At 45.1% G+C, this 13,992-nt stretch carries 13 protein-coding genes; 2 read left to right on the forward strand and 11 right to left on the reverse strand.

Annotated features, from left to right (window positions below):
* Positions 1-34: 34 nt before the first annotated feature.
* Positions 35-907 carry an alpha/beta hydrolase gene (locus tag CXM95_RS13055; protein WP_101699240.1) on the forward strand — a complete coding sequence of 291 codons (873 nt, stop codon included), beginning with the start codon at positions 35-37 and terminating at the stop codon, positions 905-907.
* Between the two features lie 85 nt (positions 908-992).
* On the opposite strand, the gene tkt is transcribed toward CXM95_RS13055, so the two are convergent.
* From tkt to rhaB, 11 genes are all read right to left on the reverse strand, one after another.
* Positions 993-2,996 carry a transketolase gene (gene tkt / locus CXM95_RS13060; protein WP_101699241.1) on the reverse strand — a complete coding sequence of 668 codons (2,004 nt, stop codon included), beginning with the start codon at positions 2,994-2,996 and terminating at the stop codon, positions 993-995.
* Positions 2,997-3,162: 166 nt separating this feature from the next.
* Positions 3,163-3,855: a D-allulose 6-phosphate 3-epimerase gene (alsE, locus tag CXM95_RS13065; protein ID WP_008380955.1), complete on the reverse strand. Its 693-nt coding sequence runs from the start codon at positions 3,853-3,855 to the stop codon at positions 3,163-3,165.
* 71 nt (positions 3,856-3,926) lie between these two features.
* Positions 3,927-5,027 carry a PTS fructose transporter subunit IIC gene (locus CXM95_RS13070; RefSeq protein ID WP_005234436.1) on the reverse strand — a complete coding sequence of 367 codons (1,101 nt, stop codon included), beginning with the start codon at positions 5,025-5,027 and terminating at the stop codon, positions 3,927-3,929.
* Between the two features lie 24 nt (positions 5,028-5,051).
* Positions 5,052-5,372, reverse strand: coding sequence for a PTS fructose transporter subunit IIB (locus CXM95_RS13075; RefSeq protein ID WP_008380953.1), 321 nt, complete (start codon positions 5,370-5,372; stop codon positions 5,052-5,054).
* A gap of 24 nt (positions 5,373-5,396) precedes the next feature.
* Positions 5,397-5,849, reverse strand: coding sequence for a PTS sugar transporter subunit IIA (locus CXM95_RS13080; RefSeq protein WP_016612612.1), 453 nt, complete (start codon positions 5,847-5,849; stop codon positions 5,397-5,399).
* A 58-nt stretch (positions 5,850-5,907) separates the two neighbouring features.
* Complete coding sequence (locus tag CXM95_RS13085) at positions 5,908-6,345, reverse strand: PTS sugar transporter subunit IIA (protein ID WP_086297702.1); 438 nt, start codon at positions 6,343-6,345, stop codon at positions 5,908-5,910.
* Positions 6,338-7,816, reverse strand: coding sequence for a BglG family transcription antiterminator (locus tag CXM95_RS13090; RefSeq protein WP_101699242.1), 1,479 nt, complete (start codon positions 7,814-7,816; stop codon positions 6,338-6,340). Before CXM95_RS13090 ends, CXM95_RS13085 begins: the two co-directional genes overlap by 8 nt.
* Before the next feature lie 345 nt (positions 7,817-8,161).
* Complete coding sequence (gene fucO / locus CXM95_RS13100; RefSeq protein ID WP_034878410.1) at positions 8,162-9,313, reverse strand: lactaldehyde reductase; 1,152 nt, start codon at positions 9,311-9,313, stop codon at positions 8,162-8,164.
* A gap of 84 nt (positions 9,314-9,397) precedes the next feature.
* Entirely contained in the window at positions 9,398-10,222 is an 825-nt protein-coding gene (gene rhaD, locus CXM95_RS13105; protein WP_016619734.1) for a rhamnulose-1-phosphate aldolase, read from the reverse strand.
* A gap of 7 nt (positions 10,223-10,229) precedes the next feature.
* Positions 10,230-11,483, reverse strand: coding sequence for an L-rhamnose isomerase (gene rhaA, locus CXM95_RS13110; protein WP_016619735.1), 1,254 nt, complete (start codon positions 11,481-11,483; stop codon positions 10,230-10,232).
* Positions 11,458-12,942: a rhamnulokinase gene (rhaB, locus tag CXM95_RS13115; protein ID WP_101699243.1), complete on the reverse strand. Its 1,485-nt coding sequence runs from the start codon at positions 12,940-12,942 to the stop codon at positions 11,458-11,460. The genes rhaA and rhaB overlap by 26 nt, the downstream gene beginning before the upstream one ends.
* 151 nt (positions 12,943-13,093) lie before the next feature.
* Between rhaB and CXM95_RS13120 the strand changes: the two genes are divergently transcribed.
* Positions 13,094-13,975 carry an AraC family transcriptional regulator gene (locus CXM95_RS13120; protein ID WP_034872044.1) on the forward strand — a complete coding sequence of 294 codons (882 nt, stop codon included), beginning with the start codon at positions 13,094-13,096 and terminating at the stop codon, positions 13,973-13,975.
* The last annotated feature ends 17 nt before the right edge of the window (positions 13,976-13,992 follow it).

Consider the following 13,992-nt stretch of genomic DNA (forward strand, 5'->3'; position numbering starts at 1 on the left):
CTTATACTATCGAAGAAGAGAAAGGAAGAAAACAATGGTTTATCCTAAAAATGCCTTTGCGCAAACAGAAAAAATCCAATTTGACACCTACGGCACTTTGCCGTTAGAAGTGACGATCCTAAAAGCAGCGCAGCCTCGGATCAGCCTTTTGTATTTTCATGGTGGTGGCTTCCTCTATGGTCAGCGGGAAGACCTTCCGCAGGATTATGTCCACCAATTGCTGGCTGCCGGTGTTAGCCTTTACCTGTTCGACTATCCACTGGCTCCCGAAGTAGCGCTACACGATATCTACCTTCATGCAAAAAAGGCCGTGGAGTGGTTTTTGACAGAAGGCTGGCACTTCAGCGGCGTTGGTACAAATGAGTACGTTTTGTTCGGTCGCTCCGCCGGCGGTTTTTTAGCGACCTTACTGACCGCACGCACAAAGCACTCGGAGCAAAAGGGCTTGATCCGATTTTACGGTTACCAAGAGTTGTTTTGTAAAGAATTTTTGCAGCCGGCACGCTTTTACACGCAATTTCCGAAAGTCCCGCCACTCGACGCCGAAGCTATGATCGAAAGCCAACCAATCACCCACGGCACGTTAGAAAAACGATTCCCTTTGTACCTTTCCGCCCGTCAATATGGCAACTGGCAGCGTTATTTAGGCAATCGGGAACAGCTGGCAGCCTTGGCGATTCCTGCTGCCGCTTACCAAGACTTTCCTCCTTGCTTTGTCGTTCATTGCAAAAAAGATCCAGACGTTCCCTTCAGCGCCTCCGAAGCTTTCGCAGCACAAGTCCCCCGTGCCAAAACACTTTGGCTCGATTTAGATCAGCATGACTTTGATCGGACACCAAATGCGATCGCTGATGAGTGCTATCGAGAGATGATTTCATGGCTCCTTTTAACAATAGAGAAAAATTAAGCGCAGATTTGGCCATGCTTCTTTAGTAAACAAAAACAGGCGATCTTCAAAGGAATGTTCCCTCTAAAGATCGCCTGTTTTTTGATTATAGTGAGTTGAAGGTATTCACAACATTTTCAACACTAAAGCCGAATTCTGCTAATACTTTGTCGCCAGGTGCTGATGCACCGAAGTGATCGATCGCGATCACTTTTCCATGACAACTGGTGTAACGTTCCCAACCAAATGGGGAAGCCGCTTCGATCGCTACGCGTTTCTTCACTGCTTTTGGCAAGACGCTTTCTTTGTATTCTGAGCTTTGTGCTTCAAACAGATCAAAGCTTGGTAAGGAGACCACCGATACATCGATGCCTTCTTCTGCCAATTTAGCTTGTGCATGGACCGCAAGATTCACTTCAGAACCTGTGGCGATCAAAATCCCCGCTGGTGTTTCACCGGCTTGTTTTGAAATCACATAGCCACCTTTTGCGACATTTTCATCCGCACCAGTTTGCGTGCCTTCGATCACTGGTAGGTTTTGTCGGCTTAAGACTAAGACCGTTGGTTTATCCGTTGTTGTCATAGCCAGTTTCCAAGCAGCACGGGTTTCATTGCCGTCTGCTGGACGAATCACTTGGACATTTGGCATGCAACGGACGCTAGCTAATTGCTCGATTGGCTCGTGGGTCGGTCCATCTTCCCCAACTGCCACGGAGTCATGCGTCAAGACATAGATCACAGGTGCATGCTGGATCGCAGACAAGCGCACCGCTGGACGCAAGTAATCAACGAAGACGAAGAAGGTTCCACCATAGATTCGCGTACCGCCATGCAATTGGATCCCGTTCATGGCTGCCGCCATCGCAAATTCTCGGACACCAAACCAAATGTTACGGCCTTCGTATTGGCCAGGTTCAAAGTCTTTTTCTGCTGCCACCATCGTGTTGTTGGAACCAGAAAGGTCAGCCGATCCGCCCCAGAGACTAGGGACGGCTTTGGATAAGGCTTGGATCATCTCTTTGCTGGATACCCGGCTAGCTTGTGAGCTGCCAACTTCGTAGCTTGGTAATGCTGCATCCCAATCTGCTGGCAATTCACCCGCAAAGGCTTGTTTGAATTGCGCCGCAAGTTCTGGGTAGGCTGCTTCATAGGCATGGAAAGTTTCGTTCCAAGCGGCTTCAGCTTTTTGTCCTTCATCGATCATGGTTTCTTTGAAGCGCGCGGCAACTTCTTCGGGTACGGTAAATTCTGGGTATTCCCAGCCATAAATCGCTTTGGCTGCTGAAATGCCTTCGGCACCGATCGGCGCACCATGAACAGCAGAGGTGCCTTGATTTGGCGCACCGTATCCGATCACAGTCTTGATTTCGATCAAGGTTGGTTTGTCGCTTTCAGCTTTTGCTTCGTCGATCGCTTTCGAGATCGCTTCTAAATCATTGCCGTCTTCAACGAGAATGTGTTGCCAGCCATACGCTTCAAAACGCGCACCGACATTTTCTGTAAAAGCTTTTGAGGTCGGACCATCTAGGGAAATGTCGTTTGAATCGTACAAGACGATCAGTTTATCTAATTTCATGTGACCCGCCATGGATGCAGCTTCTTGCGAAACACCTTCCATCAAATCCCCATCGCCACATAAGGCATAGGTATAGTGATCGATGACTTGATACTTGTCGCGATTGTAGGTTGCAGCCAAGTGGGCTTCGGCCATCGCCATACCGACTGCCATAGCGATCCCTTGTCCTAAAGGTCCAGTGGTTGCTTCCACGCCGTCTGTGTGATCGACTTCTGGATGTCCTGGCGTGTGGCTATCCCATTGACGGAAGTTTTTTAGATCCTCAATGGTCACATCGTAACCAGACACGTGCAACAAGCTGTACAATAGAGCCGAACCATGTCCAACAGACAAAACAAAGCGGTCACGATCCACCCAGTTGCGAGAAGTCGTTGGATTGACTTTCAAGTGTTTGGTCCACAAGGCATAGGCCATGGGTGCTGCCCCCATCGGTAATCCTGGATGTCCTGAATTGGCTTTTTGTACGGCTTCGATACTTAATGTACGAAGGGTGTTCACTCCTAATTGATCGATTTTATCAAATAATTTTTTCAATTAAATTGCCTCCTTCACTTTCTTCAGCCAGCATGTTTCTATTCACTGCCTTTTCACAATAGAAAAGAACCAGACACCCAAAGTTTACAGGCTAGGAGGCATCTAATGCTCCTCTTTTTAACAGTCCGCAACTTGAGTCGTCCGGTTCTTTTGCTTTCGGCTTTGCTTAGCTACTCAAAACTTTTCCAGTCATTTCTTGATAATCTGCGACCATGATCGACCATGCTTTGGCAATGTCATCATCTAAACCAAACAATCCACTGCGTCCGACAATATAGATGTCTGGATTGGCTTCATCGATCCGTTTGAAGGATTTCCGATTGGAGGAACCATCCATTTCAATGACATAGTGATAGTCGTATTCTTCCCGTAATTCCCGCAGTTCAACAATTTTATCTAACGCCCCTTCAATAAAGCGTTGGCCAGCAAACCCTGGATCAACCGTCATGATCGTGACTTTATCCAAACGATCGATATAAGGCAAAATGACCGATACTGGCGTTTCAGGATTTAAGACGATCCCGGCTTTTAATCCAGCATCATGGATTTGATCGATCAGACGAAATGCTAACCCATCCAAAACTTCAGCGTGCATGCAAATCCATTCACAGTTGATATCGATCAGCTGCTGCACCCAAAAGGCAGGTTCAGTGACCATCAAATGAGCGGACAAAGGCAAAGTACTGATTTTGCGGACCTCTTGAATAAACCATGGGGATAGGGAAATATTGGGTACGTAATGACCATCCATAATATCAATATGATAGGAGTCCACTTGGTCATTCAAAAAAGTGATTTGCTCTTTAAATTTATCTAGATCCATCGTCATCAGTGACGGTGAAAATTCAACTTTGTTCATAGACTTATCCTTTCTCCTCGATCAGTCTTGTACTGAGAGGAACGATTCTTCTTTCAATTGAATCGCTTTTCTTAGAAAATTTGAATATCATCTAAATCGATTTCTTCTTCTTCCACTTCTGCTTGCGCGGCTACTTGTTCTTCAGTGACATTTTTCTTGATCAAAGCCAAGGTGATCCCAGTCACTACTATATTTACCAACAAAGCTACTGCCCCAGCCCATGGACGAGTCATAGTCGGCAGCATCAGCACACCACCAAACGGTACCGTTGCATCTGCCCCTAAGACCATTGAAACAGCACCTCCAGCAGCGCCACCGATAGCTGTTGCGATCAGCCCTCGGACGATATCGTTCATAACGATTGGGATCACCCCTTCAACGATATTGATCACACCCATTGGTACGGCAGATTTTAACGTTTCCACTTCTACAGGCGTATAGATGTTTTTGCCGAACAATTTTGCAATAAAGAATGCTAAACCAAAACCGATTGGTGTTGCAGTATTGACTAATTGCAACGCAGTGATCGGTCCATTGATCCCTTCTGCTTGCATCGTCAGAACAAAAGCAAAGACCGTTTTATTGATTGGTCCGCCATAATCAACGCCACTCAACAAGCCGATGACCGCACCAAAAACCAATAATGAAGAGGAGCCTAAGCTATTTAATGCGTTCGTTAGTAAGTTCGTAAAGGCAGTGATCGGTGTACCGATAATATAGACCATGATCAGACCACCGATCAAAGAGGTCAAAAAGGGAATGATCAATGTCGGCATCAAGCCTTTCGCCCAATTTGGTACTTTAATAAATCGTAAAATAGCAATTACTAGATATCCAGCTAAGTAGCCGCCCAAGATTCCTCCAATAAAACCTGCACCAATGGCATTGGCTGTCAAACCAATAATAAACCCTGGCGCGATCCCCGGTTTTTCGGCAATCGCATAAGAAATTCCTGTCGCAATGACCACCGGAAGCAACCCGAGTCCTGCGCCTCCCATCGTAGCTAAAGCATCCCAAATCGTAAATTCACCTGGCACCAGTTGTCCCTGACTGGTGCCGCCGAAAGCCATGCCAATGGCAATCAAGAATCCGGCACCGCAGACGATCGGAATCAAATAGGAGATGGCTGTCAACAAATGTCCTTTTAAATTCAATGCTTTGATTTTTTCCATAGTTTCCTTCCTCCTTCGGTTTGCTTAGACCGCCTGCTGTTGAACGACCTCTTTGGCTTTTTCCAACAATTTGCTTGGGGACTTGATGGCAACTTCGGTCGGCACTTGAATGATCCGTTTCCCTTCAAATCGTTCACGTCCTGCTACTTTGACGTCAACTGCTAAAATCACGACATCTGCAGCCGCAATCGCTTCAGGTGACAATTCATTTTCACGGCCGATCGTTCCTTGTGTTTCCACATGGATCTCGTAACCTGCCTTTTTTGCCGCATTTTCTAACTTTTCTTGCGCAATATAAGTGTGAGCGATCCCTACTGTACATGCACATACTCCGACGATTTTCATAATAATTCCTCCTTAAATTTTCTGTTATCCTTGAAATGCTTCAATCACTTGCTGCGGCTCTTTTGCTTTCAACAAGGCAGCCGTCACCTCGTCATTTCCTAATTTCCGAGCGAACAAAGAGAGCAGTTTCAAATGCTTTTGCGCCCCTTCCGTGTCATCACCGACGGCAAATAAGATAATTCCTTTCACTCCCTTGCCATCCAACGTTTCCCAAGGGATCTCTTGTTTTAAAACCCCGATTGCTACGCCGATCTCCTTCACATGAGCACTTTTTCCATGGGGAATGGCAATGTAATTGCCAATCCCTGTTTGACCAACTGCTTCCCGCTCATAGACATCTTTTAAAAATGCTGCCTGATCCGTCAAGTACTCATTGGTATATAAAAGCTGACTCAATTGCTGCAGGGCTTCTTCTTTAGAAGCTGCCTCCATGTTGGTTTTGATTATTTTTGGATCAATCACTGTTGAAATATCCATTCGTTTTCCTCCTCTAGTTGAGTACCTCTTGCCTTACTGAATTGATCATTCATTCCTATCAGCCGCATTGGTTGAGAAGGAAGGCTTCGATTTCTTCTTTTGATTTTTCTGCAATGAATTGCAGATTTTCTTCATAGGCGAAACATTTCATTAAACGGATGACTGCTTGTTTCACCGCGGTTGTTTCGTTAGTCTTCATCAGGATCGCAAAAATCGTTTTTGCTTGCAGCGTTCCCTGCCAAAGGACTTCTTCACCTCTGACGAGGACGATTCCGCTTTTTTTCACCACAGCACTTTCAATGTGCGGTAGCGCAAAATCTTCAGCAATCATCGTATTGCCGCTCGCTTCTCGGGCTTGCAGAGCTTCAAATAGCAAGGTTTTGCTCTCCGTCAGCCCGATTGTTTGGCTAACTGCTGCAATCTTCCTTAAAACATCGACTTTCGTCTCTCCAGCTTCTGTTGAAACTAAAGTAAGGGACAAAGGGAATTTAGTCATTTCTCACCCTCCCAATCATCGCTTCAAGGCGTTTTTGGTCTTCCATCGTCAGCATGGCACTCACGATCACGACCGGAATCGGACTATCGATCGTTAATTGAACGGTTGAGATGATCATCTCCGTATCCGGGTGCTGCTTTAAAGCCGCTTCCACATCACGAGAAGGTAGGACAGCGGTGATTGCCAACTCACGAAACTTCTTATGCACTTTTACTTTTAATAATTCGGAGGTCCCGATTCCCGTAGTACAGACGATCATGACCTTGAGTTGTTGGGGATGTTCTTCGATCGCTTGAGCAAAGTAAAGGGTGACAAAGCCGATTTCATCTTCTGTGAGCACTGGCAAATCATACACTTGACAGATTTCTCTTGCAGTCTCTTCGGTAGCAAAAAACAAATCTGTATATTCTAATTTGATTTGCTCCAAAAGATTGTTTTTGACTTCGATCCCATGTCGCAACCGATTGATCATTGGTTTGATATGGCGAGCCAATTTACCGAATAACTCCTCGTCTTCAAATGAGCGCTGCAGCTGAGTGCTCATTTTTTCTATAAATGCATTGGAAATCAGTTTTACTTGTTCTGACAGATCCTCTAATTCATCCGTGGCCTTTTGCATCCGTGAGGAGACGAGGTATTGATACATATAATAGCCTTCGTTTTCTGGTAATTTCGTATGCAAGTACTCTTCGCTATTGCCAATGATCTCCTTGGCGATGGTGGCTAACTCTGGGTTTTCTTGCATTTGCTGTTTCTCTTTCTCATCTAAAATATCCTCGTTAAACGAATTCCCTACTTTGCGAAACCGTCGCAATAAGATATACAGGTGAGAAAAAAGATTAATGTTATAAGGATGTGGTATTACTAAGCCTAGGTGATTTTCAATCAAATTCAGCTGTCGCAAAACAAACTCCGCATCATAACGGTTGAACGCCTCATTCGTCACATGCAGATCATCCAAGCGGATATTGCGGGTTTGTTGGATATACTCCTGCAATGCACGACGGATATTTTTTTCTGCACCGTTCACCCCGATCATTTTATTTTTGCGGGAAACCGTCAGCTCAAAACGCTGCAAAGCTTCAGAAATTAATTTCTCATCACTGTTGATGACCGTTTCACTCACATAAAAAGGCTGATACAGGGAAAAAATATTCTTTCTTTTGGGTGAAATAAGCAATAGCTCCTCCATCACCTTGTTACGGCGTTCCACTGGTGTCAGCGCATTCGGCATTTCCGCTTTCTGACTCTGGGGCTTTTCTTGATGATGGAAACTTAAGCGGTAGCCTTTCCCTTTTTCTGAGAGAATCACATAGTCAATCGCGGCATCCTCATTTATCGCTTTTACGATGCGATAAATCGACTTTGTAGAAAGTCGAAGCGCTGCGGATAGTTCATCGGCTGTGACAAATTCTCTCGTATTGGAAAGAATATGGATGATTTTTCTCTTTCGTTGTTCCATAACAGTCATGTAACCGTTCTCCTTTCTACACACTTATCATAGCACCAGGAAATGTAAGCGTTCTATCATTCTTTGTCCCCTTCATGGGACAAAGATGATCAATAATAAGAATTACAATACAACGTTAAGGACAAAAAAAACAGCCATTTTTCAAAATGGCTGTAACAAAGTCAGTGTTATCATCAATGTTCATTATTCAACTGTTGGAATAAGAAAAGCTGCTAGTTCCCATGAAACGAGAAGGAAAACGCCGTTTATCGAAACCCTTCAACCGTCGTTAAGGAGCAATCCAGGTTTGAGCGCCTATACAGCAAGCGAAATAAGCACGCTCATTGAAAGGAACGATTTGAGCTTTTACATCAACGAACGATAAAGCTCAATAATCTCTTCTAAAGTCGTTTCCCGCGGGTTGCCTGGTGTGCAGACATCGTTCAAGGCATCTTTGGCGATGGCTGGGATATCTTCTTCTTTGACGCCTAATTCAGAAATGGTCGCTGGAATGCCCACATCTTTGCTTAACTGATCGATTGCTTGGCAAGCAGCATCTCGGACGTCTTCAAGTGACATCGTTTCTGCCCCTTCAATGCCTAAAACGATCGCGATCTCACGGTATTTTTCACCCGTAAAGTCTTTGTTGTATTTCATGATGGTTGGCAACAAAGACGCGCACGCTACTCCGTGAGGAATGTTGTACCAAGCGGACAATGGATGTGCCATGCCGTGGACTAAGCCCAAGCCGACGTTTGAAAAGCCCATACCGGCAATGTATTGCCCTAGTGCCATCGCTTCTCGTCCTGCTTGATCGCCATTCACGGAATCTCTCAATGAGCGCCCGATGATCTCGATTGCTTTGATGTGCAGCATGTCAGTCATTTCCCAAGCGCCTTTGGTGATGAAGCCTTCGATGGCGTGGGTCATGGCATCCATCCCCGTTGCAGCTGCCAGGCTCTTCGGCATCCCCATCATCATATCGCTGTCCACAAAGGCTACTAGAGGAATATCGTGAGGATCTACACAAACAAATTTCCGATGATTTTCTTCATCTGTAATCACATAGTTAATCGTTACTTCGGCTGCAGTCCCAGAAGTTGTCGGTACCGCTAAAATCGGCAAGCATGGATTTTTCGTGTCTGCCACGCCTTCCAAACTAATCACATCTGAAAATTCAGGATTCGTAGCAATGATTGCGATCGCTTTTGCCGTATCGATCGGTGAACCACCGCCAATCGCAATGATACAATCGGCTTGGGCTTCTTTGACAAAGGCTAAGCCGTCTTTGACATTTTGGATCGTTGGGTTGGGCACGATCCCATCATATAACGCATAGTCGACACCTGCTTCATCCAATAATTTCGTCACTTTGGTTGCTACTTCAAATTCCACCAAATCTTTGTCGGTGATCACAGCCGCTTTTTTGAACCCTCGTGCTTTGAATTCGGTCGGTACGTTCTCGATCGCTCCTTTTCCAAAATACGATGTTTCATTCAAAATCATTCTATTTGCCATTCTTCCTACCTCCATTTGTTTGTTTATTCACAATATAGTTTAAATAGAAAAGACTGAGAGCCTTTTCTATTCTTCTACCATTACTTATACCTCAAGATAGCCTGCTCGGGGAGTGACTTTGAAAGCGTCAGCCAATTTTTTCAGATTTTCATCTGTAATGGTTTGTAAGATTGGGCCTTGCGCTTTAACATAGGTGTACACTTCCGCAGCTTTCTCTGCCGTTTCAATCAAGCCAAAGACTTCATCCATATCTTTGCCAGCACCGTAGATGCCATGTTGCGGCCAAAGTACCAAACGGGTTTCTTTCATTTTAGCAGCTGTTGCTTCGCCGATCTCGTTCGTTCCTGGAACCATCCAAGGAATGATGGAAACACCTTCTGGGAAGACCACCAAGCACTCCGTACACATCTGCCACAGGGTCATCGTGAAACTGCGTTCATCCAACTCATGGGTAAAACTCATGGCCAAAAGATGCGATGCGTGGTTATGCATGATGATTCGGTTTTCTGGATCGACCGACAAGCGAGCGATATGACTCATGAAATGACTTGGCAATTCACTCGTTGGCACCGCACCATTTTCCAAGCCCCAAAGCAATTCCAATGTTTGCCCATCTTCTTTGACCCGAATCACACCAAGGTTTTCCGCTGGATGTGCGGCTACATTTTTAAAGTATTTTCCTGAACCTGTCACAATAAAGTACTTGCCGGCTAGTGCCGTAGCATCAAAAATCATGGGAATTTCCCGCAAGACGCTTTGCGGATCGATGAAAGGCAAGATCTCTTCTTCTGTTAATAAGTAAGAAATATTGCCACCGTTGCGCTCATCCCACCCTAAACGGTAAAGATTTGCTGTCGTTTCCATCATTTCTTGTACAAAATTCGCTTGTAAAATATCAATTTTTTTCATCGTTCTCCTACTTTCTGGCTTTTAAGACGGTTTCTTCATAGGCTTTCACTTCTGATAGCCAATCCAGACCTGCTGGTACCCCTTGGCTTTCACAGAAGTAATTCCAAACATCTGCATACGGATAGTCTTTTAATTCTTCCGTCATGGCTAAACGAGTGGTGAAATCACCTGACAATTCGATTGCTTTTAGTTCTTCGATCGGTTCTAGCATCGCTTTTAGCAACGCTTTTTGAGTATTGCGCGTCCCGATCACCCACGCAGCGACCCGATTGATCGTTGCATCAAAGAAATCTAACCCAATGTTGGTTTTTGGCAATAAGTCATTGCGAACCAATTCGCGGCCAATCTCTTGCAATTCATCGTCCATGATCACGACATGATCACTATCCCAGCGTACAGGACGGCTGACATGCAGCAAAATGCCTTTGCTGAATAGTGCCAATGAAGACAATTTATTGGAGATCACTTCGGTTGGATGGAAATGTCCAGCATCCAAACAAATCAATTTATCGCGCGTCAAGCCATAGCCCATATAAAATTCATGAGAGCCGACGGTGTAGGCTTCGGCACCAAGACCAAACAGCTTGCTTTCCACGGCATCCACTGTGTATTCCGCTGGCAATTCTTCAACAAAAATCTCATCTAATGCTGTCATCAAGCGTTCCCGTGGTGTAAAACGATCGATCGGGTTGTCTTTGTAGCCATCTGGCACCCAGAAATTATTGACACAGACTTGCCCAGTTTCTTTCCCCATATAGGCAGCGATTTGACGCGAACGTTTGCCGTGTTCGATCCAAAACTGACGAACTTCTTCATCTGGTGAAGCAAGGGTAAAGCCATCTTTGAACATGGGATGTGAGAAAAAGGTTGGATTGAAGTCTAAACCTAAGCCTTGTTCCTTCGCCCAAGCAACCCATTTTTCAAAATGCTTCGGCTCCAATTCATTTAGATCCACTGCTTCCTCGGTGTCTAAATAGATGGCGTGAAGGTTCAATTTGTGTTTTCCAGGAATCAAAGAGTAGGCTTTTTCTAAATCTTGGCGCAACTCCTCTGGGGTATGGGCAGCACCAGGATAATTCCCCGTTACAGAGATCCCACCAGATAATGCTTCATCACTCAAAAATCCTTGGACATCGTCCCCTTGCCAAACATGCATCGAGATTTTCACATCGGCTAATTTTTTCAAAACCGCATCCGTGTCGACGCCTAATTTGGCATATGCTGTCTTAGCTTCTTCATAACGCTGTTGAATCGTTGTCATTTTTTCCTTCTCCTTCTATAAAACGTTGATAGTTGCTTAAAATCTTGTGATCAAAAGGCTGTGGTTCATGAACACTGCAAGGAAATGAGTGTTTGACCGCGCGGCGTGCTTCAACCAGCGACGTGAGGATGCCAGCACTCATCATCTGCATTAAAAGATTGCCGATCGCCGTTGCTTCACTTGGGCCAGCTTCGATCGTCAGCTGCGCAGCATCAGCCGTCAGTTGATTTAAAAAGCGATTGTTGGAACCGCCCCCCACGATATGCAGTTTTTGCAGCTTGTTCGTCGTACCTGTCAGCTGTTCCAGCTTTTGCAATTCGCTGGCATAACAAAGCGCTAAGTTATCATACACACAGCGAGCCAGTTCCCCTGCGGTTTCTGGAACTTTCTGCTGGGTTTCTCGACAATACGCTTGCAGTTCAGTAATCATATTTTCTGGATTCAAAAAACGAGGATCATTGACATCGACAAACTGTTGAAAAGCAGGCGTTGCTTGCGCCAATTCCGCCAATTCTGCATAGGAATACTGATAATCTTGCTGCCGAGCCACTTCTTGGATCAGCCACATGCCCATGATATTTTTTAAAAAGCGAATCGTGTTGTGGGCACCCCATTCGTTCGTATAATTTTCATCGAAGGCGGCAAGGGAAACGTTGGGTACTTTGGTTTCGATCCCCAGCAATGACCATGTCCCGCTGCTGATGTAGCCCCACTCTGACCCTTCTCCGGGTGTACCGATGATCGCCGACGCCGTATCATGACTAGCGACAGTGACAAAGGTCGCTTGTGGCAAATCATAGGCTGGAAACTTCTGAGTTTGCAGTGTGCCTAAAACCGTTCCAGCATCAACCAATGGTGGGAACAGTCCTTCTGTTACGCCAATCTCAGCTAATAATTCTACATCCCATGTTTGGGTATTAGCATTTAGAAGCTGCATCGTCGAGGCATTGGTTTTTTCCGTGACCATCTTGCCGGTAAAAACGTAGCCCAAATAATCTGGAATCAACAGCAGTTTGTCGGCTTTTTGCAACAGTTGCGCTTCTTCTGTAGCTAATTGAAAAATCGTGTTGAAGGGCTGCAGCTGAATGCCTGTTTTCTCATACAGTTTTTGCAAAGAATAGCGCTGGCCAAAAGCCGCGATCGCATCATTGGTGCGACTATCTCGATAAGCGACTGGGTCGCCTAAACGTTCGCCTGCTTGATCGATCAAACAGTAGTCCACTGCCCAGGTGTCGATTCCGACGAAGCAGTCATTGATACCGGCTTGTTTCACTTTTTGCAGTCCTACTAAAATCTCTTGGATCAAATAATCGATCGCCCAGCGGTCAAAGCCTTCAAGGGGACGAAAGCCGTTTTTAAAGCGATGGATCTCTTCTAAAGTGATCTGCTCATTTTCCCAACGGCTCAACATCAGACGACCGCTTGATGCGCCGATATCGATTGCGATAAATGTGTTCACTGGTCTCCACCTTTCATTATCTTGGTTAAAAATAAATCGATTACAATTTACTGATTCATTCTTGTTGCCTCAATTTTAGCTTGACAATCAACGAGTTTCATCACACAATTTTGATAAAGACTTGCACAATCTTGGTAAAAAGGAGGATCCGATGGATTACTGGGAAAAAGCCAACCACTCATGGTCAACCGATTCACTGCGTTACATCAATACTTCAACCCAAAAGCAGCGTGAACTTTTCTATTACATTCAAGAAATCGGCTATTTCAAAGCCAGCAAACCTTACTTTACAGAACGAGAGAACCTGCCTTCTTATTTGATCAAATATACATTGTCCGGTTGCGGTGAATTGCGCTACAAAGGAAAAAGCTATCAATTAAAAGCAGGTGATGTGTTTTTTATCGACTGCCTAGACTATCAGTACTACCGCACCGTTAGTCAAGAGCCCTGGGAAATGGACTGGATCCATCTATATGGCGCCAACGTCGCAGCGTTTTATGATGAATTTCTCAAAAATGGCAGTCCAGTTTTTCACACAAATCCTGCCAGCAGCCGCCAAAATCCGATCCATTTGGTCTTACAAGATTTATTAATGTTACAGCCAGAACCAAATGCGAAAACTGCCTTCCAAAGCTCTGTTTTGATCCATCAGCTACTCAACGAACTGCTCCTGCAAAAATATCATCTCGATTTTTCGGATAGTGAGATCCCGCCTTATATTTTGCAGATTCGTGACCAGCTAGAAGAGGATTTCCGTCAAGGGATCACCTTGGAATCTTTGGAGGAAAGGTACCATATCAATAAGTATCAAATCGTCAAGGAGTTTTCCAAATACATGGGCTTGCCCCCCATCGAGTACCAGATCAGCAAACGCATCTCTTACTCGAAAGACCTTTTGCGCTATTCTCGTCTTTCCATCAAAGAGATCTCATTGGCGATCGGCATCGAAAACACCGCCTATTTCAGCCGTTTATTCAAGAAAAAAGTCGGCATTTCACCTAGTGATTATCGACAAACGGAGAATGGACGGTAAAAAAGAAACATGAAATC

The organism is Enterococcus sp. CR-Ec1 (assembly GCF_002850555.1).
GTDB lineage: Bacteria > Bacillota > Bacilli > Lactobacillales > Enterococcaceae > Enterococcus_D > Enterococcus_D entomosocium.